18 protein-coding genes are annotated in these 24610 nt (G+C 70.7%); 8 read left to right on the forward strand and 10 right to left on the reverse strand.

From position 1 onward, the window contains the following. Positions 1–62: 62 nt before the first annotated feature. Together IT072_RS18040 and yczR are read right to left on the reverse strand one after the other, a co-directional pair. Positions 63–3482: an efflux RND transporter permease subunit gene (locus IT072_RS18040; protein ID WP_223358213.1), complete on the reverse strand. Its 3420-nt coding sequence runs from the start codon at positions 3480–3482 to the stop codon at positions 63–65. Positions 3483–3717: 235 nt separating this feature from the next. Beyond that, the gene (yczR, locus tag IT072_RS18045; RefSeq protein ID WP_223358214.1) at positions 3718–5196 is read right to left on the reverse strand and encodes a MocR-like transcription factor YczR; all 1479 of its coding nucleotides are present in this window, start codon (positions 5194–5196) and stop codon (positions 3718–3720) included. A gap of 63 nt (positions 5197–5259) precedes the next feature. On the opposite strand from yczR, the gene yczE reads away from it, so the two are divergent. Then, positions 5260–6201, forward strand: coding sequence for a membrane protein YczE (yczE, locus tag IT072_RS21335; RefSeq protein WP_327058920.1), 942 nt, complete (start codon positions 5260–5262; stop codon positions 6199–6201). Positions 6202–6310: 109 nt separating this feature from the next. Here the strand turns inward: yczE and IT072_RS18055 are convergent, their stop codons facing one another. Beyond that, positions 6311–7072: a MerR family transcriptional regulator gene (locus IT072_RS18055; RefSeq protein ID WP_223358215.1), complete on the reverse strand. Its 762-nt coding sequence runs from the start codon at positions 7070–7072 to the stop codon at positions 6311–6313. Between the two features lie 165 nt (positions 7073–7237). Here IT072_RS18055 and IT072_RS18060 point away from each other — a divergent pair, with 165 nt between their 5' ends. Both IT072_RS18060 and IT072_RS18065 read left to right on the forward strand, forming a co-directional pair. Further along, positions 7238–8518 carry a hypothetical protein gene (locus tag IT072_RS18060; protein ID WP_223358216.1) on the forward strand — a complete coding sequence of 427 codons (1281 nt, stop codon included), beginning with the start codon at positions 7238–7240 and terminating at the stop codon, positions 8516–8518. A 19-nt stretch (positions 8519–8537) separates the two neighbouring features. Further along, positions 8538–9077, forward strand: a complete 540-nt coding sequence (locus IT072_RS18065) for a GNAT family N-acetyltransferase (RefSeq protein ID WP_223358217.1) — start codon at positions 8538–8540, stop codon at positions 9075–9077. A 51-nt stretch (positions 9078–9128) separates the two neighbouring features. Here IT072_RS18065 and IT072_RS18070 read toward each other — a convergent pair whose 3' ends face one another. The 7 genes from IT072_RS18070 to IT072_RS18100 form a co-directional block, all read right to left on the reverse strand. Further along, complete coding sequence (locus tag IT072_RS18070) at positions 9129–10394, reverse strand: Glu/Leu/Phe/Val family dehydrogenase (RefSeq protein WP_223358218.1); 1266 nt, start codon at positions 10392–10394, stop codon at positions 9129–9131. A 211-nt stretch (positions 10395–10605) separates the two neighbouring features. Then, a complete protein-coding gene (locus IT072_RS18075; RefSeq protein ID WP_223358219.1) occupies positions 10606–11970 on the reverse strand; it encodes an NAD-dependent succinate-semialdehyde dehydrogenase in 1365 nt (454 codons plus the stop codon). Positions 11971–12099: 129 nt separating this feature from the next. Further along, a complete protein-coding gene (locus tag IT072_RS18080; protein WP_223361016.1) occupies positions 12100–14250 on the reverse strand; it encodes an APC family permease in 2151 nt (716 codons plus the stop codon). A gap of 279 nt (positions 14251–14529) precedes the next feature. Next, the gene (locus tag IT072_RS18085; protein ID WP_223358220.1) at positions 14530–15171 is read right to left on the reverse strand and encodes a PadR family transcriptional regulator; all 642 of its coding nucleotides are present in this window, start codon (positions 15169–15171) and stop codon (positions 14530–14532) included. Continuing rightward, the gene (locus IT072_RS18090) at positions 15168–16019 is read right to left on the reverse strand and encodes a DUF4097 family beta strand repeat-containing protein (RefSeq protein WP_223358221.1); all 852 of its coding nucleotides are present in this window, start codon (positions 16017–16019) and stop codon (positions 15168–15170) included. The genes IT072_RS18085 and IT072_RS18090 overlap by 4 nt, the downstream gene beginning before the upstream one ends. Before the next feature lie 300 nt (positions 16020–16319). Continuing rightward, the gene (locus IT072_RS18095; RefSeq protein WP_223358222.1) at positions 16320–16913 is read right to left on the reverse strand and encodes an antibiotic biosynthesis monooxygenase; all 594 of its coding nucleotides are present in this window, start codon (positions 16911–16913) and stop codon (positions 16320–16322) included. A 68-nt stretch (positions 16914–16981) separates the two neighbouring features. Next, positions 16982–18034 carry a LacI family DNA-binding transcriptional regulator gene (locus IT072_RS18100; protein WP_223358223.1) on the reverse strand — a complete coding sequence of 351 codons (1053 nt, stop codon included), beginning with the start codon at positions 18032–18034 and terminating at the stop codon, positions 16982–16984. A 398-nt stretch (positions 18035–18432) separates the two neighbouring features. On the opposite strand from IT072_RS18100, the gene IT072_RS18105 reads away from it, so the two are divergent. Genes IT072_RS18105 through IT072_RS18125 form a run of 5 tightly spaced genes read left to right on the forward strand, consistent with a single transcriptional unit; the run spans position 18433 to position 24548 of the window. Continuing rightward, a complete protein-coding gene (locus IT072_RS18105; protein WP_223358224.1) occupies positions 18433–19683 on the forward strand; it encodes a sugar ABC transporter substrate-binding protein in 1251 nt (416 codons plus the stop codon). Positions 19684–19697: 14 nt separating this feature from the next. Further along, entirely contained in the window at positions 19698–20834 is a 1137-nt protein-coding gene (locus IT072_RS18110; protein ID WP_223358225.1) for a carbohydrate ABC transporter permease, read from the forward strand. After that, positions 20831–21754: a carbohydrate ABC transporter permease gene (locus IT072_RS18115; RefSeq protein WP_223358226.1), complete on the forward strand. Its 924-nt coding sequence runs from the start codon at positions 20831–20833 to the stop codon at positions 21752–21754. The genes IT072_RS18110 and IT072_RS18115 overlap by 4 nt, the downstream gene beginning before the upstream one ends. Next, positions 21751–22554, forward strand: coding sequence for a peptidase E (locus IT072_RS18120; RefSeq protein ID WP_223358227.1), 804 nt, complete (start codon positions 21751–21753; stop codon positions 22552–22554). Before IT072_RS18115 ends, IT072_RS18120 begins: the two co-directional genes overlap by 4 nt. Then, the gene (locus IT072_RS18125; protein ID WP_223358228.1) at positions 22551–24548 is read left to right on the forward strand and encodes a glycogen debranching N-terminal domain-containing protein; all 1998 of its coding nucleotides are present in this window, start codon (positions 22551–22553) and stop codon (positions 24546–24548) included. The genes IT072_RS18120 and IT072_RS18125 overlap by 4 nt, the downstream gene beginning before the upstream one ends. Positions 24549–24610: the final 62 nt, after the last annotated feature.

Consider the following 24610-nt stretch of genomic DNA (forward strand, 5'->3'; position numbering starts at 1 on the left):
CGGAGCGGCCACGCATCCCCCGTCTGGGATCCCGGACGACGTGTCGATCGCCCGGGACATCGTCAGAGCTGCCTGCCCCCGACCGGGGACGTGAACACAGGCGGCTGCGGGGTGCTCGCGCCGACCTCCGCTCCGGTGCCGCCGGGGCCCCGGGGAGCCCCGCCGTCGCCCGGCCCATCGTCGCCCGGCCCACCGTCCCCGGACGCGCCGCCGCCCTTCGCCGCCTTCTTCGCCTGCCGACGCTCCCGCGCCCCCTCGACGAGGTTGTAGAGCGTCGGCAGCACGACGAGCGTGAGCACGGTGGACGAGATCAGGCCGCCGATCACCACGATCGCGAGCGGCTGCGAGATGAAGCCGCCGTGGCCGGTGAGTCCGATCGCCATCGGGGTCAGCGCGGCGATGGTCGCCAGCGCGGTCATCAGGATGGGGCGCAGACGGCGGGAGGCGCCGTGGACGACCGCCTCCGAGACCGAGAGCCCTCGCCTCCGGTACTGGTTCACCAGGTCGATGAGCACGATGGCGTTCGTCACGACGATGCCGATCAGCATCAGCACGCCGATGAGCGAGGCGACGCCGAGCGGGATGCCCGAGGCGAGCTGCAGCAGGATCGCGCCGGTGGCCGCGAACGGCACCGAGACGAGCAGGAGGAGCGGCTGACGCAGCGAACGGAACGTCGCCACCATCACGATGTACACGATCAGGATGGCTGCGAGCAGCGCGAGCCCCAGCTGCGCGAACGCGTCGGTCTGGCTCGACGAGACGCCGCCGATCACGGCGGTCGCGCCGTTCGGGAGGTCGGCAGCCTTGAGCGCCTTCGTCACGTCCGCGTTGGCGACCGTGAGGTTGTCCGTCGCGGGTGTCGCCGTCACCGTGGACGTGCGCAGGCCGCGCGCCGTGGTGACCGTCGCCGGGCCTTTGGCCTCCTCGACGGTCGCGAGGGAGCTGAGCGGCACGATGCCGGCGGCCGTCGGGATCTGCAGGTCCGCGAGCCCGGCGACGGTCGTCGGCGGGTTGGCGTTCTGGATGTAGATCTTCAGGCTGGTGTCGTCGATCGCGACGGTGCCGGCCTGGGTCGGCTGCATCGCCTGGGAGACGATCGTGCCGACCGCGACCTCGCTCAGCCCGGCCTCCGCCGCCTTGGTGCGGTCGACGGTCACGGCGATGTAGGGCAGCGAGGCGCTCAGGTTGTCGGTGACCTGCTTGAGCGAGTCGTGCTTCTTCAGCTCGGCGACGACGGAGTCGGTCGCGGTCTGCAGATCGGCGCTGGACGTCGCCGAGATGTCCACCTCGATGTCGCTGGAGGCGCCGAATCCGCTCTGCGACGACACCTGGATGGTGCCCGCGCCGCTGATCGAGCCGAGTTCGCTCTCGATCGTGTTCTGCAGCTTCTCCTGGTCGGCGTCCGGGTCGGTCGTGATGGAGAAGGTGGTGCCGCCTCCGCCGCCGCCCGCGAAGGCGTCGCGCAGGGCGGAGCCGCTGGAGCCGATGGAGACCTGCACGGTCTCGACGCCCTTCGTGTCGAGCAGCTTCTGCTCGACCGCCTTCGCCGCGTCGTCCTTGGCCTGGAGGCTCGCGCCCGCCTCGAGCGTCTGCGTGATCGTCAGCGAGTTCTGGCCGCTCGAACCGAGGAAGTTCGTCTTCATCAGCGGGGCGAGCGCGAGAGTGCCGATCAGCACGAGGATCGAGAGGATCACCGTGATCGCCGAGTGCTTGAGCGTCCACCGGATGATCGGCAGGTAACCCTTCTGCAGTCGCGAGGGATGCTCGAGCTCGTCGTGACCGGACGCGGCGGCCTCCTCGACCGTCAGGTGCGCGGCATCGTCGTCGTGGGCGCCCCCCTCGTGCTTGCGCGCCTTCGGAGCGCGCAGGAACCAGTAGGCGAGCACCGGCACGATCGTCAGTGCCACGAGCAGCGACGACAGCAGCGCGATCGTGACGGTCAGCGCGAACGGCCGGAACAGCTCGCCCGTCACGTCGCCCACGAACGCGAGGGGCAGGAACACCGCGACGGTCGTGATGGTGGACGCGGTGATCGCGCCGGCGACCTCGCGGACCGCGCGCACGATGGTGACCGCCCGGTCCGCGCCGGGCACCAGCTGTCTCTTGATGTTCTCGATGACCACGATGGAGTCGTCGACCACGCGCCCGATCGCGATCGTGAGCGCGCCGAGAGTGATGATGTTGAGTGTGTAGCCGGTCGCCCACATCACGACGAAGGTGATGAGCACGCTGGTCGGGATGGAGATCGCCGTCACCAGGGTCGAGCGCACCGACAGCAGGAACACCAGGATGACGATGACCGCCATCACGAGGCCGAGCAGACCCTCCTCGGTGAGCGAGTTGATCGACTGCGTGATGAAGGGTGCCTGGTCGAACACGACGGTGATCTTCGCGTCGGAGCCGAGCTTCTTCTCGAGCTCGGAGATGAGCGCCGTCACGCCGTGCGAGACCTCGACCGTGTTGGCCGACGGGAGCTTGGTCACCGCGATCGTCAGGGCGGGCTTGCCGTCGACGCGGGAGAGGGAGGTGATCGGGTCGTCGGTCTCCGCCACCGTGGCGACGTCGCCGATGGTGGGCGGGGTGGCCGCCGCGTCGGCCGCGGCGGCAGCGGCGGCAGCGGCGGAACCGGCACCCGCGGCACCAGCGCCCGCGGCACCAGCGCCCGCGGCACCCGAACCCGCGGCACCGGCACCCGCGCCGCCCGCACCCGCGCCGCTGCTCGATCCGCTCGCGGATGTCGTGCTGCGGACCAGCGGCAGTGCCGCGATGTCGTCGACCGAGGCGAGCTGCTTGCCCGACTGGATCGAGAGAGTCTTGCCGTCCTCGGTGATCGAGCCGCCCGGGAGCAGCACGCCGTTCTGCTGCAGCGCATCCTTGACCGCCGAGCTGCTGACACCCGCGGCAGCGAGCTTGGCCGCATCAGGGGTGATCGTGATGCGGCGGCCGACCTCGCCGACGAGCTGCGCGTCGTTGACGCCGGTGACGTCCTTGATGTCCGGGAGGGCGACCTTGGTGATGTCGTCGGCGAGCGTGCGCTGGTCGCCGCTGCTGCTGACGGCGAGCTGGATGACGGGGAGATCGTCGATGCTGCCGGAGACGACCTGCGGCTCGACCCCCGACGGGAGCGTCGACGAGATCTGGTTGATGGCGCGGTCGATCTTCTGCTCGGCCGTCGCCAGGTCGGTGCCGTAGGTGAACTTCGCCGTGATGATCGACTGGTTCGTGCTACTGACCGCCGACGTGCTCTCGAGGTCCGGGACGCCCTGGATCGCGGCCTCCACGGGCGTGCTCACGTCGTTGTTCACGACCTCCGGCGACGCCCCGGGGTAGGTCGACACGATCGCGAGCTGCGGGAACGAGATCGACGGGACGAGCTCCTGCTTCAGGTTCGCGAGCGCGAGGCCGCCGAACACGGCCGCCACGATCGTGACGAGCGCGATCAGCGCGCGATTCTTCATGCTGAGCACAGCGAGAAAGTGCACGGATGTTCCCCTCAGCGGGTGGTTGTTACTGGACGTGCGACAGCGACGGCGCATGCCGAGTATCGCATTGCAGCGACTGCACAATCCTCATGCCGTGGTACTACATCCCCTTCGGCGCCCGGCGCCGGGTCGAACGACGGGGGTCGCGAAACGCCGGATTGGTTGCACCGGAGCGGCAGGATGCGACCCCTCGGCGGGAAGGGCGGGGGCGGGCAGCGGCGCGGACGGCGGCGGCTCAGACCACGTTGGGCAGCGCCGGGGCGTCGTAGTATGGCGCGGGCTCGTTCGCCGCCACGGCCCACGCGCGCTCCAGGGCCGCGAAGGCGCGCTCCGTCTCCTCGACCGAGTAGGTGATCGGGATGCGCAGCGAACGCTCGAAGGCCCCGTCGAGCCCGAAGCGCGGGCCGGCGGCGATCAGGAGGCCGTGGTTGCGGGCGGCGAGAGCGAGCGCCGAGCTGACCGGCGCACCGATGCCGACCCACGCCGCGAGTCCTCCGTGGAGGCGCGGCATCGTCCAGTCGGGGAAGGTGGAGGCGATCAGGCGCTGCACGGTCGCGCGCCCCTCCCGCAGCTGCACCCGACGCTCCTCCACGATCTCCGCCGTCTGCGGCAGCATGCGGGCGACGACGAGCTGCTCGAGCATCGGCGTTCCGAGGTCGGTGGCGGGTTTGGCGGCGATCATCCGCTGCACGAGCGGTCGGTCGGCGCGGATCCAGCCGATCCGCAGACCACCCCACAGGCTCTTGCTGGCCGAGCCGATCAGCAGCACGGGGGCCCCTCCCGCGTGGGGCTCCGCATAGTGCGGCAGCGGGAGGTGCGCACCGAGGCGGTCGATGTCGAGCTCGCCCGTCGTCTCATCCGCGACGACGATCGTCCCCTGGGCCGCGGCCGCGGCCAGCACCCGCTCGCGCGTGGTGGGCGACATGGACGCGCCCGTCGGATTGTGGAAGTCGGGGATGAGGTAGGCGAGGGCGGGGTTCGCTCGGCGGATCGTCTGCTCGATCGCGTCCACGTCCCACCCGTCGTTCTCCGCGTCGAGAGGATGCGGCCCCTCCTCCGGCGGCGTCACCGTGATCGGGACGAGCCGCGCGCCCGCCAGCCGGAGCGCCTCCGTGGCGTGGGGATAGGTCGGCATCTCGACCAGCGCGCGGTCGCCGCGGCCGAGAAAGGTGCGGGCGATCAGGGCGATGGCCTGCTGCGCGCCGACGGTCACCAGCACCTGGTCCGGATCGGTCGGGAGCCCGCGTTCGGTGTAGCGGTCGGCGATCGCCTGCCGGAGGTGCGGCAGACCGACCGGGTCGTAGCCGGAGTCGGGGAGGAAGTGGGGCAGCTCTTCGGCGGCCGCGCGCGCGGCAGCCGGGAGCGACGCCGCCGCCGGCAGTGCGGCCTTCGTGAAGTCGAGCATCCCTTCGCCGCCGCCGATCGGCAGGGCGAGCGCGGGTCCGGGGAGGCGGGTCACGCTGCCGGAGCCGCGCACGCTGTCGACGAAGCCGCCCTCGCGCAGGTGGCGGTACGCCGCGGCGACCGTCGTGCGGCTCAGGGCCAGGCGGGCGGCGAGATCACGCTCGGCCGGCAGGCGTGTGCCGATCGGGATGCGGCCGTCGAGCACCAGGAGGCGCACCCGGTCGGCGAGGTCCTGGTACTGCGAGCCGTTCCCCCGCCACTGCCCGAGCAGGGCCTCCAGGGAGCGGGCCGTGAGATGTGTATCCGACATGCATGCCACCTTAACTTAATTGGCATCTTGATGGAAGGCCAATCGGGCGATTGGATTGTGAAGGTGACCACTCGACTCCTCCTGACCCGGCGCCTCGTCCAGTTGCTGATCGGCCTCTTCCTCTACGGGATGGCCATCGCACTGATGGTGCGCGCCGCCATCGGGGTGTCGCCGTGGGACGTGCTCGCCCAGGGCCTCTCCATCCACAGCGGCTGGGCGTTCGGCCTCATCACGAACGTGGTCGGCCTCGCGGTGCTCCTCCTCTGGATCCCGCTGCGACAGCGCCCGGGTCTCGGCACGGTGCTCAACGCGCTGCTCGTCGGGCCCAGCGCGCAGTTCGGGCTGTGGATCATTCCGCAGCAGACCGAGGTATGGCTGCAGGTACTGCTCTTCCTCGCCGGGCTGGCCCTGCTCGCCGTCGCGACCGGCCTCTACATCGGAGCCCAACTGGGCCCCGGCCCCCGAGATGGCCTCATGACCGGCCTGCACGCGCGGACGGGATGGCCGATCTGGGCCGTCCGCACCGGTATCGAGATCGTCGTCCTCGTGATCGGCTGGATCCTCGGCGGCAACGTCGGCGTCGGCACCCTCGCCGAGGCCCTCCTGATCGGGCCGCTCTGCGCCATCACGATCCCCTTCTTCGCCATCCGGCTGCCGCAGGACGCTGCAACGACTGCACCGCTGGAGAGCGAACTCGAGGGCACGGCCGAGCAGTCGGCCGGCCTTCGCGACGAGCAGGATGCCGCGCGTGTCGACGTGCGCGACGGCATCCTGCTCGAATCGGACGCCGCCGCACGCCATCGCTTCGCCGACCACGCGCGCAGCCCGCTCGTGCGCCGGACGCAGCCCGACCGGGCGCCGGCGGACGCGACGCCCGCCGCCCGCTCCGCGGACGCCGGAGAGTCCGCTCCCCCTGCCGACTCCGACCGCCGCCCCTCCCGCCTCGTCGCCGCCCACTGGCTCGACGACCGCCTCACCGGCCGCGCCCGCGCGCGCCGCGCCTGACCCGCGCGCGCCTCCGGCGCTCTCGCCGAGACGGCTCGAAATCGCACGAATCGCGTCGAGACGGCCCACTGTGGGCCGCCTCGACGGCGCGGGCACCCGGCGTGCGCGCCTACGCGGGGCCGGCAGCCACGTAGGCGCGCAGGGCGTCGCGGACGAACTCGGCACCGGAGGCGCCGCCGTAGTTCGCGGCGAAGCGCGCGTCGGCGACGTACATGTCGCCGAGGCCCGTCAAGTAGCCCGCCGGCGGCGTGCCGGTGCCGTAGCCCGGGGTTCCGGGGATGTCGGCCAGCCATTCCGCGTGACGCCGGGCGAGCGCCTGGGCCTCGTCCGAGTCGGGCGCGAGCCCGCGGGAGGCCGCGTCCGTCCAGTCGGCCGCGAGCCGCTCCTGGCGCTCCTTCCACCCCTGACGCTGCTCCGGGGTCATCCCCCGCCACCAGCGATCCGACGCGGCGTACGCCTCGCTCCCCCAGCGTTGCTCGACCTCCTCCTTGTACCGGGTGTGGTCGAACCCGTCGAACATGTCTTCCGCCATGATCTCTTCTCCTCTCTCCACGGCGTGGATGGTCGTCTCGACCGACGCGATCTGCCGCGCCAGTCGTGCCTGCTCGCCCTGCAGCCACCCGAGGTGGTCGCGCAGCGCGAGCACGGCGTCGTCCCGGTCGGCGAGCACGCGGGCGACGGCCGGGAGGCTCAACCCGAGCTCCCGCAGCAGCAGGATGCGCTGGAGCCGCACCAGCGCATCCCGGTCGTAGTGCCGGTACCCGTTCGAGCCGACGCGGCTCGGTCGCAGCAGACCGATGGCGTCGTAGTGGCGCAGCGTCCTGCTGGTGGTGCCGGCGATACGGGCGATGTCCTGGATGGACCAGTCCATGGCGACCCTCCTCTCGTTCGCTGCCACGCTACAACTTGACGTAACGTCAATCTCAAGGCGCCGCTGCACGGTATTCGGTGCAGGCCCGGATGCGCGTGGGCCGCGTTCTGTTAGCGTGACTGGCGGGGGCGAGGGGCCTCCGCCAACCGTGGAAAGGCGTACGACGTGACGACACCTGGCATCCGGAACAGTGCGATCGGCGGGTGGGCCCCGCGCGTGCTCATCGGGGCGGTGATCCTGGCGGCGCTCCTGTCGATCGGGTTCGTGCTCTTCGGCGTGAGCGGCGAGACCCTGGGACGCGTGATCGCGACCAACATCACCCTTGTCGTGTTCGCCCTGCTCGTGTGGGTGGACTCGCTCATCGGCCGGTTCCGTCCCTCCTGGTTCGAGTTCGCGTCGCTCGCAGCGGACGCCTACCTGCTCCTCCTCTGGATCGGGATCATCTGGCTCGGACCCTTCACCGTCGGCGACCAGTTCGCCTCGTTCTTCCTCGCGATCGGCACGCTGCTGTGGGTGCGCGCCATGCTGGGCCTCGGCGACCTGCTGCGCCTCATCTGGAACCGCTGGCGCAGCCGCCCGACGGACATCTTCGCCGTCATCGCGCTCGTCGCCATCGCCGTCGTCGCCGTGCTCGTGACTCTTCCGGCGCCGCACTCGCTCAACGACCTGTGGGATTACGAGTTCTACGGTCGCGTCATCGGCGCCGTCAGCATCGTCGCCGCGGTGTGCTTCGTCCTCGTGCCGTTGTGGGGCCTCCTCGGCTCTCGCGACCAGCGCGTCGCCGCCGCGCAGGCGCAGGCCGCGGCTCGGTCCGGATACGGGCAGGCTCCCTCCGCGGGCGCCCCCTACGGACAGGCACCGTACGGACAGGCACCGTACGGACAGGCACCCTACGGACAGGCACCCTACGGACAGGCACCCTACGGACAGGCCGCCAGCGCGGCCGCTCCGATCCCCGCCCCCGGTGCTCCGGCGGCTCCCGCGGCTCCCGCGGCTCCGGCGGCTCCCGCGGCAGCCCCCGCAACGCCCGCCTCCCCGGCTGGCCCCGCTCCGACCTCCCCGGCGGCGCCCGCCCCCGCGGGACCCGCCCCCCGGCGGCGCCCGCCCCGCGGCACCCGCCTCCTCGGCACCCGCCCCCGCGGCCACGCCGTCCCAGCCGCTCGCCTGGCCGCGCCTGACCGACGGCACTCCGCTCGCCGCCGGCCCGGACGGCCGGCCCGACTTCCACGCCGTCCCGGCGGGGAAGCAGCTCGGCTGGCCGCTGCACGTGGACGGCACCCCCGTCCCCGCCGGTCCCGACGGAGCCCCGCTCTACCGCTGAGCCTCCGCGAGACGCGAGTCGTTGCGGGTGTGCAGGCCGTCCCAGCGGCAATGACTCACGTCCCGCGCGGGAAGAAAGCGGGCCGTGCGACGGTTGCGGAGGAGGACGCGACGCGACGGCGATGAGAGAGGCACCACAGCAGCGATGAGCACGACCGAGACACCCCCGACCTCCCCCACGACGGCGGGTGACGGCCTCGTCATCCGGCTCGCGGAGCCGGACGAGTACGAGGCCGTCGGTGCGCTCAGCTATGCCGCCTACCGCAATGACTACACGATCAGCGACGGCTACCGCGCCCAATTGGTCGACACCGCGGGCCGCACCGACGAGTACGAAGTCTGGGTCGCCGCGGAGGCCGACGGCACGCTGCTCGGGACCGTGTCCATCCTGCGCGCCGGCTTCGACCTCGGCGGCGCACTGCGGGAGGGGGAGCTGTACTTCCGGCTCCTCGCCGTGAGCCCGGACGCCCGGCGGCGCGGGATCGGCGCCCGACTGACGACCTTCACCCTCGACGAGGCCCGGCGACGCGGTTACCGCGTGGTCGCGCTCAACAGCGGCGAGCACATGACCGGCGCGCACGCGCTGTACCGGGGACTCGGATTCGTGGCGGACCCCGACCGGGACATCCGCATCCACGACGACGACCACGAGATCGTGGTGCATCTCTTCACGCGCGAGGTCTGACGACGAAGCGCCGCGCGCCGCACCTGTCAGGGGATGCGGCGCGCAACACGCTCAGGGGTAGAGACCGCGTAGGCGGTGGGCCTCCGCCACCCGCTCCACGGCGAGCGCCGTGGCGGCCGCGCGCAGCGTGAGATCGCGCGAACGGGCGGATTCCAGCACGTCGCGCCAGGTCGCGAGCATGCGCTCCTCGAGGCGGGCCTCCACCTCGTCGACGCGCCACCAGTACGCCTGGTTCGCCTGCACCCATTCGAAGTACGAGACGATGACGCCACCCGAGTTGGCGACGATGTCGGGGACGACGAGCTGGCCGTTGGCGGCGAAGACCGCGTCGGCGGCGGCGGTGGTGGGGCCGTTGGCGCCTTCGACGATGACACGAGCGGTGACGCGCGGCGCGTTCTCCTCCGTGAGCACACCCTCGACCGCGGCGGGGACCAGGAGGTCGACGTCCAGTTCCAGCACCCGGCCGCTGTCGGCGGCGTCGGCGCCGATGTAGCCGACGACCGAGCCGGTGGCATCCACGTGGGCGGCCAGGCGCTCGGGGTCGAGCCCGGCGGGGTTGTGCACCGCACCGTACTGGTCGGCGACCGCGACGACCCGCACGCCGGCCTCGTGCAGGAAGAAGACGGCGTCGCGGCCGACCTTGCCGAAGCCCTGCACGACGGCGGTGGCGCCGGCCGGGGCGATGCCGCGGTGTCGCAGCGCGGCGAGCGCGATGTGCACCACGCCCCGGGAGGTGGCGCTGGCGCGGCCGAGGGATCCGCCGAGGCTGAGCGGCTTGCCCGTGACGACGCCGGGCACGGTGTAGCCCGAGACGACCGAGTAGGTGTCCATGATCCACGCCATGGTCTTCTCCGACGTCCCGATGTCGGGCGCCGGGATGTCGCGCTCCGGCCCGAGGATGGGCAGGATCTCGCTGGTGTAGCGGCGGGTGACGCGCTCGAGCTCCGCCTCGGAGTGCAGACGCGGGTCGATCCGTACGCCGCCCTTGGCGCCGCCGTACGGGATGTCGACGAGCGCGCACTTCCACGTCATCCACATCGCCAGTGCGCGCACCTCTTCGAGCGTGACGTTCGGGCTGTAGCGGAGGCCGCCCTTGGCGGGCCCGCGGGAGAAGTTGTGCTGCACGCGGTGGCCCGTGAACACCGTCACGGACCCGTCGTCGGCGCGCAACGGCACGGCCACGGTCATCTCGCGACGTGGGGTGGCGAGCATGTCGCGGATCCCCTGGTCGTAGCCGAGGGTCGCGATGGCCCCGTCCAACTGGGCGATCGCCTCCTCCAGCGGGTTCGCTTCCGTCCGATCCAACGTCAGGGCCACGGCTCCTCCTCAAGCTCTCGTGTGCTAGCCACGGTACGGAGACCCGGGCGGGAGAGTGGTCGACATGGTGTCGAATCGGGAGGCCGAGGATCGACAGGATGGCGAGCCGCGGCCTGCGGGCGTCGGCCGATCCCGAGCCGCCGAGCTGCCCGGGGGAAAGACGAACGGCCGCCCCGGAATCCCGGGACGGCCGTTCGTATGCGCGGCGGGGTCAGCCGATGCGGATGAGCTTCTTGTTCACGAACTCGTCGGCACCGAAACGGCCGAGCTCACGACCCGAGCCGGAGCGCTTCACGCCGCCGAACGGCAGTTCCGCGCCGTCGGCGAGGACGAGGTTGACGAAGACCATGCCGGCCTCGATCTGGTCCGCGACGCGGTTCGCCTGCTCCTCGTCGGTGGTGAAGAGGTAGGAGCCGAGACCGAACGGGGTGTCGTTGGCGATGCGGACGGCGTCGGCCTCGTCCTTCGCGCGGAACACCTGGGCGACCGGGCCGAAGAACTCCTCCTTCGACGCGGGGTTCTCGGGCGTGACGTCGGTCAGGACGGTCGTCTCGAAGAATGCGCCGTTGCGGCCGCCGCCGCGCACCAGGGTGGCGCCGTTCTCGACGGCGCGCTTGACCTGCTCGTCGAGGTTCTCGGCGGCCTTGAGCGACGAGAGCGGGCCGAGGGCGGAGTCGGTGCTGGTGGGGTCGGTGGCCTCCACCTCGGCCAGCTTCGCGGTGAACTTCTCGAGGAAGGCGTCGTAGAGCTCGTCCGCGATGACGAATCGCTTCGCCGCGTTGCAGGACTGGCCGCTGTTGTCGAGGCGGGCGTCCACCGCGTTCTGCACGGTCGCGTCGAGATCGTCGGTGGAGAGCAGGATGAACGGATCGGAGCCGCCCAGCTCGAGCACGACCTTCTTGAGGTTGCGCCCGGCGATCTCGGCGACCGCCGCGCCGGCGCGCTCGGAGCCGGTGAGCGAGACGCCCTGGACGCGCGGATCGGCGATGACCTTCTCGATCTGGTCGTGATCGGCGTAGATGTTCACGTACGCGCCGACCGGGAAGCCCGCGTCGAGGAAGATCTTCTCGATGGCCGCCGCCGACTCCGGGCACTGCTCCGCGTGCTTCAGGAGGATGGTGTTGCCGATGACCAGGTTCGGTCCGGCGAAGCGGGCGACCTGGTAGTACGGGAAGTTCCAGGGCATGATGCCCAGCAGCACGCCGAGGGCCGAGCGGCGCACGACGGCCGACCCGTCGCCGTCGAGGAGCGTGATCGGCTCGTCCTTGAGGAACTCGCTCGCGTGATCCGCGTAGTACTCGTAGATCGCGCCGGAGAAGTCGACCTCGCCCAGCGCCTGTTCCACGGGCTTGCCCATCTCGCGCACGATGATGTCGGCCAGCTCCTGCCGGCGCTCGACGTGCAGCTCGCCCACACGGCGGATGAGGGCGGCGCGCTCCTCGACCGTGGACGACTTCGACCAGCCGCGGTAGGCGTCGCTGGCGGCGGTGATGGCGGCCTCGAGCTCGGCGTCGCCGATCGGCTCGTAGGTCTTCACGGTCTCGCCGGTGGCGGGATTGGTCACGGCGTAGTTCATGGCGCTCCTCTTCTCCGATGAATGGCCTGCGGCCCTCTAGCGACCCTACGCGGGATCCGCGAGGATCGCCTCGACACCGCGTCCGAGTCCGAGGGCTCAGACCGACACAGTGTACAGAGCGGGAACGGGTCAACGCTTGGCGCGGGCGGGCACCTTCGCGGCGGGCTCCGAGCCGGAGGGGGACGCCGCGGGAGCCGGTCCCGGTGAGTCGTGCGGCGCGGGAGGCGCGGGGGCGTCGTTCTCCGGCTGCCCGACCGCGAGCGGCGTGGAGTGGATGTGGACGCGCGCGTGCGGCTTCGAGGCCGGCACCAGAGGGCGGCGGGCGATGGCGCGCACCGGTTCGCCGCGGCGGTCCTGCCCGGGGAGCGGGCGGGACCGGCGGCCGTAGATCAGCGACGACGAGTCGAGCAGCCAGGGCACGAGCGCGACGGTCACACCGTGGCAGAGCATCAGCATCTTGGCGAGCCGGCGGGCGCGGTGGTTGTGGAGCAGCCCTTCCCACCAGTGCCCAACGATGTACTGGGGCAGGTAGACGGTCGTGACCTCCGAGCCGTGCTCCTCGCGACGGTGCTTGAGGTACTTCACCAACGGGACGCCGAATTCGCGGTACGGCGACTCGATGATCGTGAGCGGCACGTGGATGTTCTGCTCGACCCACTGCTTCTGCAGCAGCTCCGTCGCCTCCTCCTCGATCGAGACGTGGACCGCCTCGATCGAGTCGTGGCGGGCGGCGATGGCGTAGTCGAGCGCTTTGAGGGCCGGCTTCTGCATCTTGCCGACCAGCACGATGGCGTGGTCGCCCACGGAGCCGAAGGTCGTGATCGGGTCGACCTCGATCTCCTTCTCCACGTCGCGGTAGTAGCGGTTCACGCCGAGCATGAGGAACCACAGGATCGGCATGAAGATGAAGACGAGGTACGCGCCGTGCGTGAACTTCGTGATCGTGACGACGATCAGCACGATCGCCGTCAGGCAGGCTCCGAACGCGTTGATGCAGAGCGAGCGGACGATGCTGCTGCGCTCGCGGGCGGTCTGGCCGCCCTCTCGGAGCAGCGTGATCCAGTGCTTCACCATCCCGGACTGCCCGAGGGTGAACGAGACGAACACCCCGATGATGTACAGCTGGATGAGCTGGGTCAGGTTCGCCTGATAGACGAGCAGCAGGGCCGTCGCGGCGAGCGCGAGGAGGATCATGCCGTTCGAGTAGACGAGGCGGTCGCCTCGGGTGTTGAGCGCCTTGGGGGCGTAGGAGTCGCGGGCGAGCACCGAACCCAGCAACGGGAAGCCGTTGAAGGCCGTGTTGGCGGCGAGCAGCAGGACGATCGCGGTGGCGGCCTGGATGAGGAAGAAGAAGAACGTGTTGTTGCCGAAGGTCGCGGCGGCGATCTGCGCGATGAGGCTGCGCTGCGGGGAGGTGGCGCACTGCGCCCAGCCTTGCAGGTCGCACGGGCTCTCGGCGTAGTGCACGCCGCTGATCAGGGCGGTCGCGGTGAGCCCGGCGAACAGGACGATCGCGATGCCGCCCATGAGCCCGAGAGTCACACGGGCGTTGCGGATCTTCGGGGTGCGGAAGGCGGGCACCCCGTTGGCGACGGCCTCCACACCGGTGAGGGCGGAGCAGCCGCTGGAGAACGCGCGGAGCAGGAGGAGCACCATCGCGGCCTGCGTCAGGCTGCTGGCGTGCACCTGGAAGCCGGCGGACTCGGCCACGGGGGCGTCGCCGAGCACGGTGCGGACGAGCGCCGTCACGATCATGAGGAAGACGCTGCCGATGAAGATGTAGGTGGGCAGCGCGAACGCCTTGCTCGACTCGCGGACGCCGCGCAGGTTCACCGCGGCGATGAGCACCACGCACAGCACCGCCAGCTCCACCCGCCACGGTGCGAGGAACGGCAATGCCGAGATGACGTTGTCGACGCCCGACGCGACCGAGACGGCCACGGTGAGCACGTAGTCGACCAGGAGCGCGGAGGCGACGATGAGGCCGGCCTTCTCGCCGAGGTTCTTGTGCGCGACCTCGTAGTCGCCGCCTCCCGACGGGTAGGCCTTGACCAGCTGGCGGTAGCTGAGGACGACGGTGACGAGGAGCACGACGACGGCCGCGGCGACCCACGGGGCGAAGGTCAGGAACGAGAGCCCGCCCAGCAGCAGGATCATCAGCAGTTCCTGCGGAGCGTAGGCCACGCTCGACAGGGCGTCGGAGGCGAAGATGGGTAGGGCGAGGTGCTTCGGGAGCAGCTGTCCTTCGAGTTTCTCACTCGGAAGCGGGTCGCCGATCAACCAGCGCTTCGGGGATCTCCCCTCATTTGTCACGAGGGACGAGATTACTCGCTGCCAATACCCTGTCAAGTCGGCGCGTCGGGGCGGCGTCGGCTTGCGATTCCGCAAGGCTCGGGCTTCGCCTCCCCGTCCTCTCCGGATCGGCGGAAAGACGCGGCGGAACGGGGGTCCGGCACTCTCTCTGAGACCTCTCAGAATGTTCGCCGGGAGTTGCTGTGCATCCGGTCACGGGCACGCTTCCACGCAGGTAGAACCTCAGCGACGACATCGCGTCCCCCGTCAGCGGCGCGCGAGCGCCTCCAGGACGGAGCGGCGCACGCGCACCAGCTCGTCCTTCAGCAGCGCGACCACGTCATCCGGCAGCGTGCCGCGCGAGGCCTGCAGCCGCAGCTCGGTGCGAAGCTCCTGGCGGAAGTCGTTCAAGGCGACGTCGGCCTCGCGGACGGCCGCGCCGGCCGCCATCCGGGCATCGCGCGTGGCCTCGCGGGCGGCGTCGCGTGCCTCCCGTCGCGGGTCCACTCGCGTGGCGTCCCGCCGATTCTGCCGGGCGGCGGAGGCCAGCTCGGCCCGCAGGGTGCGCATGGCGTCATCGACGCCCGCGCGCACCTCGTCGGCCAGCCGGCGCACCGAGTCGGTGACCTCGTCCTCGATCGCGTCGAGCTCGTGCTCCCGGGAGGCGAGCTCGCGCCGGCCCGCGTCGGTGATGGCGTACACGGTCTTGCGGCCGTCCGCCTGCTTGGTGACCAGCCCCTCCTCCTCGAGCTTGGCGAGGCGCGGGTAGATCGTGCCGGCGCTCGGGGTGTACGTGCCGCCGAATCGGTCGGAGAGCGCCTGGATCAGCTCGTACCCGTGCCGCGGGGACTCCGCGAGGAGGCTGAGCAGATACAAGCGGAGGCTGCCGTGGGCGAAGACGGGGGTCACGCGGACGCCGCCTCGCCGTTGCGGCCCGCACCCTCCTGAGCCTCCCGTGGGCTGCGGAGCACCGAGACGCCGCCGGAGACCGAGTTGACGTTGATGTCGACCCAGGTGCCGTCGAGCGTGCCGGAGGTGCCGGTGTACCCCTTGCCGCCGTATCCGACGACCACCACGTCGTCCAGCTGCACGCGGCCGGAGACCGTGTTGGCGCGGTAGCGCGCTCCGACGGCTTCCGGGATGCGGATGGTCGAGTCGCCCGAGACCGTGTTGATCGCGATCTCGTCCGGCGTGCCCGAGATGTCCGCCATGACGTCGCCGGAGACGCCGTCGACCGCGAGCTTGCGGATGGCGCCGCTCACGGTCACGTCGCCCGAGACCGTGTGCGCGTTGATGCGGCCGGTGTGGTCGCGCACCGAGAGCTCACCGCTCACCGAGTTGAGCTCGATGTCCCCCACCAGGCCGTCCGCGACCACGTCGCCCGAGACAGTGCTGAGGCGCGCGTCCGTCCGCAGGCCCGAGACGAGTGCCGTCGCCGAGACCACGCCGAACTTGAGTGCGACGTCGCGCGGCACCAGCACGCTGACGTCGGCCTTGGCGTTGGACCGCATCGACTTGAAGACCTCGATGAAGTTGTCCCAGCGCAGCTGCGGGTGGTCCACCTCCAGCCGGTCGCCGTCGATCGAGATCTTCAGATCCCGTCCCTGCACCGAGTGCACCTCGATGCGCGCTCCCGGCTCGTCGTGCCCGATCACGTCGATCTGCCCGCCGATGAACCCGACCTTCAGCGCGCGGACCAGCTCCACGTCGATCGTGCGGCTCTCGCCCGGCTGAACCAGCCACTTCTCCTGTGCCATCGTCCTGACCTCTCCGTTGTGCCGCTGCCACGCGGCGATGCTGAAGAGGGTCCGGGCCGGTTCGCCGGGACCCTCGGTGACTCGCGATATATCGCGATGTTGACAAGACTCACGATATATCGCGACTCGCGCCTCCTGCAACCCTGGCGCAGGGATTCAGGGTCGGATCAGGGTGCGCTCAGGGTCGCGCCGCCGGCGGCGCTTGCGCCTTCCAGGGTTCGCACATGGCCGGAATGTCGGAGGGAAAACGGCGGAATGCGACCCCGCTGACCGCTGGGCCCGCGGAGGACGCCGGGCGGCCTAGGCGCGCGGCTCACGTCGCAGCCAGGGCTGCAGCAGCCGGGTGACGAACGGCAGGAGGAGGTAGGTCATCGTCGGAGTGAGACACAGCGTGCTGATCAGCACGGTCGCGAGGGGCCACAGCGAATGCCAGCCCGGGACGAACGTGACGGTCAGCCAGGTGAAGAGGAGCGACAGCGGGAAGAAGCCGAGCCAGATCGTCACGGCCTGCTTCCAGCGGGGAGGCGCCGCGGGCACACCCGGCTGGGGCGCGTCGAACCATCCCTCGATCCCGGTGCGGCGCTCGACGCGCGAGACCTCGACCAGCTCACGGCCGTCGTAGAGCCAGGACGTGCGGTCATCGGAGGCCTCCCACGCCTCGAGCGTCTCCGCATCGGCGAAACGGTAGAGCATGTGCCACTCGTCGGAGTCGGCGTGCGCGCGCACCCATCCCGAACCGAGGAAGCCGTCGTAGGTGTTGGCCAGGTTCACGCCCGACTGCACCCACCGGGTGACCTCGGGCAGGCGGTTGCCGTCCACGCGACGGGTGATGGACACGGTGATCGGGAGGCGGTGCGCTTGTGGCGCGTCCCGCAGCGACTCTTGTGGAGACATGCCTCCATTGTCTCCACCGCGCGTTACACCGGTGTTTCGGGGGGTGGACGAGCGCGGTGCGGTGCTGCTCAGCGCGGAGCGATGAGAGCGGGGCCGTCGCGGACCACGAGGCGCGGGGCCACGAGCCGGTGGCGGGGATCCGAGAGATCGCTGCCGGCGGTGACGCGGCCGCCGTGCACACCCGTCAGCAGTTCGAGCACGCCGCCGGCGACCTCCTCGAGCGGCTGCTCGACGCTGGAGTAGCCGAGCGATGCGGCGACGGGGGTGTTGTCGTACCCGACGACGGGGACACGGGTGCCGACCACCGTCAGCGCCCCGAGGGCGAGGGAGTCGGAGGTGCAGACGACCGCGTCGACGCCTTCGGCGCCCGCTGCGACCTCCAGCCGTCGCATGGCTTCCGCGCCGAAGGTCACGCCGTCCTCCGCGATCGCCTGGAGAGCGGGGAGGTCCGCCTCCGGTACGGTGCCTGCGTCGCGCATCGCCTCGAGCCACCCGGCCCGACGGTCGTCACCGGTGCCCGAGCCGTCCGGCCAACCGAGGAAGCCGACGCGGCGCGCGCCGTGCTGGAGGAGGTGCGCCGTCGCATCCCGGAGGCCGGAGCGTCCGTCGACGTCGACCCAGAGGTGCTCCGGATCGGTCATGTCGTCGATGCCCCACGGGCGCCCGAACGTGACGAAGGGCTGGCCGTGCTCGATCAGCCATTCGGTGCGCGGATCGCCGTGGAAGGTGGAGGTGAGCACGAAGCCGTCGACGTCCGCCGCGTCGGAGAGGCGGCGGAACTGGCGGATCTCGTCGTCGGGGCTGTCGGCCGTGAACAGCAGGACGCGCAGGCCCTTGCGGTCCGCCTGCTCGGTGAGCGCATGCAGGAAGCGATCGAGGATGCTGCCCGAGATGCCGTCCTGCGTGATCGGATCGAGGCGGATCCCGATCGTCGAGCTCTTCTGGGTGCGCAGGCGGCGGGCGGAGGCGTGCGGGCGGTAGCCGAGGCGCACGATCGCGTCCTGCACGCGCTCCCTGGTCGCCGGGCGGACGACCTCGGGCGCGTTGAGCACGTTCGAGACCGTCTGACGGGAGACGCCTGCCGCATCGGCGACATCGCTGACGGTGGGCTGGGACCCCATGGCGGCCTCCTCTCGGCTCGGTGCTGGCTGTCCTAGACCCTACCGTCCGCCCGCTTGACAGGTCAGGAGGCCCATGGTTATGGTGACAACACTCCAATTTGATCGTTCAAATGGACGGTAGCACGACAAGATTTGATCGTTCAAGGACGATTGCACCACGGACCAGAGGAGGTCGGATGCCCGCACCGAGGCGCAGCGTCCCTCCCCTGGCACACACGCTGACCGCATCCATGCCGCCGGATTCTTCGCGGGTCCGCTGGGCTACTGTCGGCGGCGCCGCCCCCTCCGGCACGGCGTGCTCCACAGCCCCGTCGCCGACCTGACCCCTCCACACTTTCCCGACCCCACCCTCTGCGTGCCCGCCTGGCTGGCACGCTCACACCAAGGAGAGAAAACACATGCGCAAGAACACCAACCGGTGGATCGCGAGCGGCGCCGTCGCCGTCGCGACCGCCTTGGCGCTGACGGCCTGCGGGTCCGGCTTCAGCGGCAGCAGCAGCAGCGACTCGGGCAAGCTCACGTCGTCCGACAAGGCGCTCACCGTCATGATCGGCTCGTCCGGCGACGCGGAGACGACCGCGGTCAAGTCCGCGGTCTCCGACTGGTCGAAGAGCTCCGGGACCAAGGCGTCCGTCGTGGCGGCGACCGACCTCAACCAGCAGCTCTCGCAGGGCTTCGCGGCGAAGAAGCCGGCGGACGTCTTCTACCTCTCGACAGACGCCCTGGCCGGCTACGCGTCCAACGGCTCGCTGCTCGCCTACGGCGACCAGCTGAGCAACAAGGACGACTTCTATCCGAGCCTGGTCAAGTCCTTCACCTACGACGGCAAGTTCTACTGCGCGCCGAAGGACTTCTCGACCCTCCAGCTGATCATCAACACGGACATGTGGAAGGCGGCCGGCCTGACCGACGCCGACATCCCGAAGACGTGGGACCAGCTCGAGTCCGTGAGCAAGAAGCTGACCACCGCCGACCACGTCGGCCTCGGCATCTCCGGCGAGTACGCCCGCATCGGGTCCTTCATGGTCCAGGCCGGCGGCAACCTCATGAACGACGACTCCACCAAGGCGACCGCGAACAGCGACGCGAACGTGAAGGCGCTCGACTACGTCAAGACGCTGCTCGACGGCGGCGAGCTCAAGTACGCCAAGGACCTCGGCGCGGGCTGGGGCGGCGAGGCCTTCGGCAAGGGCCTCGCGGCCATGACCATCGAGGGCAACTGGATCACCGGTGCGATGACCGCCGACTACCCCGGCATCAAGTACCAGGTGGCCGAGCTGCCCGCGGGCCCTGCCGGCCAGGGCACTCTGCAGTTCACCAACTGCTGGGGCATCGCCGCCGACAGCCCCAACCAGGCTGCCGCGCTCAAGCTCGTCGAGAAGCTGACCAGCAAGGACGACCAGCTCGCCTTCTCGAAGGCGTTCGGCCCGATGCCGTCCATCAAGTCGGCCGCCGACGACTGGAAGTCGGCCAACCCCGAGCTCGTTCCGTTCCTCTCCGCCGCCGACTACGCCAAGGGCGTGCCGACCGCGAAGGGCTCGGCCGATGTCGTCACCGACCTCAACAGCAAGCTGGAGTCGCTGGCCACGGGTGACCCGAAGGCCATCCTGGACGCGACCCAGAAGAACCTCGAAGCACTGCTGAAGTAGGAGCGATCACTCCCATGTCGCAAACCACGAGTCGGTCTCGCCGTTCCGGAATCCGGCGCGGCGAGGCCGCCTCGGGGTGGTTGTTCACCGCCCCGGTCATCATCCTGCTCGGCGTGTTCCTGGTCGTCCCGGTGCTCATGGCGCTGTGGGTGAGCTTCTCGGACTGGGGCGGGCGCGGCAGCCCCTTCTCCAGCGATGTCAACTTCGTCGGACTGAAGAACTACACGTCGATCCTCGCGGGTGGCGGCCTGGCCGAACAGGACTTCGGCATCTCCCTCAAGAACAACGCCTGGTACGTCGTGCTCGTCGTCCCGATCCAGACCGCGGTCGCCCTCGGCCTCGCGGTTCTCGTCAACCGCGCCGTCCTGCGCGGCCGCGGATTCTTCCGCACCGCCTTCTACTTCCCGTCGGTCACCAGCTCGGTCGCGATCACCGTGCTCTGGCTCTTCCTCTTCAGCACCACGGGCGCCGTCAATCAGATGCTGTCGTGGATCGGGATCAACGGCCCCAACTGGTTCAACGACCCCGACGGCATCGTCCACAACCTGCTCGGCGTCTTCGGCGTGAAGCAGGGGCCGGCCGCACTCACCCAGAACACGCTCCTCGGCGTCTCCTGGTGGGATTGGCTCGGCGGTCCCTCCGTCGCCATGAGCGCGTACATCGTGATGGCCGTGTTCACCACGAGCGGCACCTTCATGCTGCTCTTCATCGCGGCCCTCCAGAACCTCGGCGGCGACGTCACCGAGGCCGCCATGATGGACGGCGCCAACGGCTGGCAGCGCTTCTGGCGCATCACGCTGCCGCAGCTGCGCCCCACCCTGTTCACTGTTCTCACGCTCGGCCTCATCGGCTGCTGGCAGGTCTTCGACGCGATCTACACGGGCACCAAGGGAGCCCCGGGCAAGACGACACTCACGCCCGCCTACCAGTCGTACAAGACCTCGTTCGTCGACCAGAACTGGGGTCAGGGCGCGGCGATCGCGTTCATCCTGTTCGTCATCATCGTGCTGTTCACCATCTTCCAGCGCTGGGTGCTGCGCGAGCGCTCGGTGTCGAAGCGCCGCATGCGCCTGTACGCGCCCGCCGTCGCCGCGAGCGGCTCCGTGCCGGCCGGTGCGACCGCCCCGGCCGAGAAGGAGTCGAAGCGATGAGCGCGACCGCCCCCACCGCCCCCTCGGGAGCCGAGGCCGCCTCGGCCTCCCCTGCTTCCGCGCGCCCGGCACGGCCGCCGCGCCGGCACTCCACCGGCACGATCGCCGCCACGTCCGTCAGCTACGCCATCCTGATCGTCCTCGCGGTCGTCTACATCCTGCCGTTCCTGATCCAGGTGGCCACCTCGTTCAAGACCGACGCCGACGCCACCGCGCACCCGGTCTCGCTCATCCCGCAGGTGTGGACGACGGCCGCCTACACGAAGCTCTTCCTCAACTCCGACTTCCCGACCTGGTTCGCGAACTCGGTGATCGTGACGGTCTTCGTGACGCTCGGGCGCGTGTTCTTCAACTCGCTCGCCGGGTACGCGCTGGCCCGCCTGCACTTCCGCGGCCGCGGCGTCATCTTCGCCGGGCTGGTCGCCGTGATGTCGGTGCCCATGGTCGTGCTGCTCATCCCCAAGTTCCTGGTGATCAACCAGCTGGGCATCTACGACTCCTACGCCGGCATGATCCTGCCCCTGCTGACCGACGCCGCCGGTGTCTTCATCATGAAGAACTTCTTCGAGTCGATCCCCGCCAGCTTGGAGGAGCAGGCCCGCATCGACGGCGCCGGCACCTTCCGCGTGTTCTGGTCGATCGTGCTGCCGATGGCGCGCCCCGCGCTGGTGACCATCGTCATCCTGTCGTTCCAGGGATCGTGGAACGAGCTGGCGCACTTCATCGTCTCCACACAGGATCCCGCCCTCACCACCCTGACCAAGGGTGTGGCAGGTCTCGCCAGCGGCCAGCTGAGCCAGGGCAACCAGTTCCCGCTCAAGCTCGCCGCCGCGGCCCTCATGACGATCCCCGTCGCCGTGATGTTCTTCATCTTCCAGCGCCGCATCATGAACTCGAGCGAGGGAGCGGTGAAGGAGTGACCGCCGACGCCCCCACGATCGTCGCCACCTGCGGCGGCCTGAACGGCGGCGACTGGTCCGACTCCGTGTACGGGCCACTGCTGCTGCACGCGATCGAGCTCGCCCGGGTGAAAGGACGAGCGCCCCGGGTCACGCACATCAACACCGCCGGCGGCGACCAGCGCCACGTCGAGGGCGCCGAGCTCGAGGCCGCCCGTCTCGCGGGAGTCGACGCCAGCCATGTGCGGTTCTTCCCGCACCCGAACATCCCCGACCTGCGCGCGCACCTGCTGCGCCAGGACGTCGTCTGGGTGAGCGGGGGGAGCCTGGTCAACCTGCTCGCCGTCTGGCGCGCGCACGGCCTCGACCGTCTGCTCGCCGAGGCCTGGCAGGCGGGCGTCGTACTCGCCGGCGGATCCGCAGGGGCACTCTGCTGGCACGAGGGCGGCACCACCGCCTCCTTCGGCCCGGGCATCAGCGCGGTGCCCGACGGTCTCCGCCTGCTGCCCGGCTCGCTGGGCGTCCACTGGGACTCCGACCCGCAGCGCCGGCCCGCCCACCTCGCGGCGATCGCCGCCGGCACCCTCGGCGACGGTCACGCCCTCGAGGAGGGTGTCGGCCTCGTCTACCGCGGCACCGACGTCGTCGATGTCGTGTCCGAACGCCACGGCGCCGCGGCCTGGCGCCTGACCGCCTCCGCGGGCGAGGTGACCGAGACGCGCGTGACTCCGCGGGTCATCGGGCACAGCTCGGCCCCCACCGACCCCTCCGACCGAACCACACTCACACCCCCTATCGAGGAGGCGCGACAAACGCGATGACCCATCCGCTCCAACCCCTGCTGCACGACAGCGTCGTGGTCCTGACCGCGCCCAGCCAGGCCTGGTCGACCGCCGACGGCGACATCGACGGTGTCGGCATCCACGGGTTCTTCCACTCCGACCTGCGCGTGCTCGACCGCGTCGGCCTCACCGTCGCGGGGTCCGCTCTCGAACACCTCGCCACGGCCGGGACGGATGCGGCGACCGCCGTGTTCACCGCGCTCGCGCGCGGGCTGGACGACACCACTGCCGACCCGCGTGTGCGGGTCGAGCGCACCCGCGAGGTGCGCGCGGGCGTGCTCCGCGAGACCATCGTCGTCCGCAACGCGCTGAAGCAGCCGATCTCGACGACCGTCTCGATCTCCGTCCGCGGCGACTTCACGCCGATGCAGGTCGTCAAGGCCGGGATGACCGGGGCGGAGCACCCGGTCGAGGCCGCCGTCGACGGATCCACCCTGACGTACACCTCCGGTCCGGTCACGGCCGTGCTCCGTGCTGAGGGCGCACGCATCGCCATGGACGGAGCCGCCGCGACGCTCGACTGGGACGTGGAGCTCGCCGGTGCCTCCGCCGCGACCCTCTCGTGGGAGATCTCCGTCGACGACCCGACCGCTGTGGTCGCCGGGGCAGGTCCGTCGGCCCAGCGGGAAGCGTTCACGATCTCGACCGGCGACTCGCGACTCGCCTCCTGGCTCGAGCGCGCCCTCGCCGACCTCCAATCGCTGCGGATGACCACCACCGCGCGCCCCGACGATGTCTTCCTCGCCGCAGGTGCCCCGTGGTTCTTCACCCTGTTCGGCCGCGACTCGATCTGGGCCGCCCGGATGCTGCTGCCCCTCGGGACCGACATCGCGGCCTCGACGCTGCGCGTCCTCGCCGCTCTGCAGGGCACGGATACCGTCGGGGAAACCGCTGAGCAGCCCGGCAAGATCATGCACGAGCTGCGTCCCTCCGCCCTGACCATCCCGGGCGAGGGCGTCGTGCTCCCCCCGCTCTATTACGGCACCGTCGACGCCACCGCCCTCTGGATTGCCCTCCTGCACGACGCCTGGCGCTGGGGCATGCCCGCCGCCGAGGTCGAGGAGTTGCTCCCGGCGCTCGAGGCCGCCCTGGTCTGGATGCGCGACCACGGCGACAGCGACGGCGACGGCTTCCTGGAGTACCGGGACACGACCGGTCACGGGCTCGCGAACCAGGGCTGGAAGGACTCGGGCGACTCGATCCAGTGGAACGACGGCACCCTCGCCGACGGTCCGATCGCACTCTGCGAGGTGCAGGGCTACGCCTACGAGGCCGCCATCGGCGGCGCCGAGCTCCTCGAGGCCTTCGGGCGCACCGGCGCCGATGAGTGGCGCACGTGGGCCGCCGATCTGAAGGATCGCTTCGCCGCCTCCTTCTGGATCGACGACCCGGCGGGCGCCTACCCCGCGATCGCGCTCGACGCCGCCAAACGCAGGGTCGACACCGTGACCAGCAACATCGGGCACCTGCTCGGCACGGGCATCCTGCAGGACGGACAGGCCGAGCTGATCGCCCGCCGCCTCGCCTCCCCCGAGCTGTCGTCCGGCTACGGCCTGCGCACCATGTCGAGCGCCGCCGGCGGGTACTGGCCGCTCAGCTACCACGGCGGAAGCGTCTGGGCGCACGACACCGCGATCGCCATCACAGGCCTCGCCCGCGAGGGCTTCGCCGCCGAGGCCGAGCAGCTCTCGGACGGCCTGCTCGCCGCAGCGGACGGCTTCGGCTACCGCATGCCCGAGCTGCACTCCGGCGACAGCAGCGCCGAGACGGCAGCGCCCATCCCCTACCCGGCCGCGTGCCGACCGCAGGCGTGGTCGGCGGCCGCTGCCGTCGCGGTCCTGACGGCACGTCTCGGGTTGACCGCGGACGCTCCTGCAGGCCGCCTCGATGTCACGCCCGGCTCCGCCGCAGCGAACACGCGCGTCCACGGCCTCCGGTTCGCCGGCGAGCCGCGCGACATCGAGGTCGCCTAGGCACTGCACGGACGGCGAGGTTCACGTCGTTGTCGCCATTTCGCGCGAATGGGCGCAACGAC

This window comes from Leifsonia sp. ZF2019 (assembly GCF_019924635.1).
In the GTDB taxonomy this organism is placed as follows: domain Bacteria; phylum Actinomycetota; class Actinomycetes; order Actinomycetales; family Microbacteriaceae; genus Leifsonia.

What these genes read in the sequence shown, in the direction of transcription:
- yczR (WP_223358214.1), bottom strand. Translation starts at nt 5,196, where the DNA reads ATGTCGGATACACATCTCACGGCCCGCTCCCTGGAGGCCCTGCTCGGG.
- IT072_RS18055 (WP_223358215.1), bottom strand. Translation starts at nt 7,072, where the DNA reads ATGGACTGGTCCATCCAGGACATCGCCCGTATCGCCGGCACCACCAGC.
- IT072_RS18065 (WP_223358217.1), top strand. Translation starts at nt 8,538, where the DNA reads ATGAGCACGACCGAGACACCCCCGACCTCCCCCACGACGGCGGGTGAC.
- IT072_RS18075 (WP_223358219.1), bottom strand. Translation starts at nt 11,970, where the DNA reads ATGAACTACGCCGTGACCAATCCCGCCACCGGCGAGACCGTGAAGACC.
- IT072_RS18090 (WP_223358221.1), bottom strand. Translation starts at nt 16,019, where the DNA reads ATGGCACAGGAGAAGTGGCTGGTTCAGCCGGGCGAGAGCCGCACGATC.
- IT072_RS18095 (WP_223358222.1), bottom strand. Translation starts at nt 16,913, where the DNA reads ATGTCTCCACAAGAGTCGCTGCGGGACGCGCCACAAGCGCACCGCCTC.
- IT072_RS18100 (WP_223358223.1), bottom strand. Translation starts at nt 18,034, where the DNA reads ATGGGGTCCCAGCCCACCGTCAGCGATGTCGCCGATGCGGCAGGCGTC.
- IT072_RS18105 (WP_223358224.1), top strand. Translation starts at nt 18,433, where the DNA reads ATGCGCAAGAACACCAACCGGTGGATCGCGAGCGGCGCCGTCGCCGTC.
- IT072_RS18110 (WP_223358225.1), top strand. Translation starts at nt 19,698, where the DNA reads ATGTCGCAAACCACGAGTCGGTCTCGCCGTTCCGGAATCCGGCGCGGC.
- IT072_RS18115 (WP_223358226.1), top strand. Translation starts at nt 20,831, where the DNA reads ATGAGCGCGACCGCCCCCACCGCCCCCTCGGGAGCCGAGGCCGCCTCG.
- IT072_RS18125 (WP_223358228.1), top strand. Translation starts at nt 22,551, where the DNA reads ATGACCCATCCGCTCCAACCCCTGCTGCACGACAGCGTCGTGGTCCTG.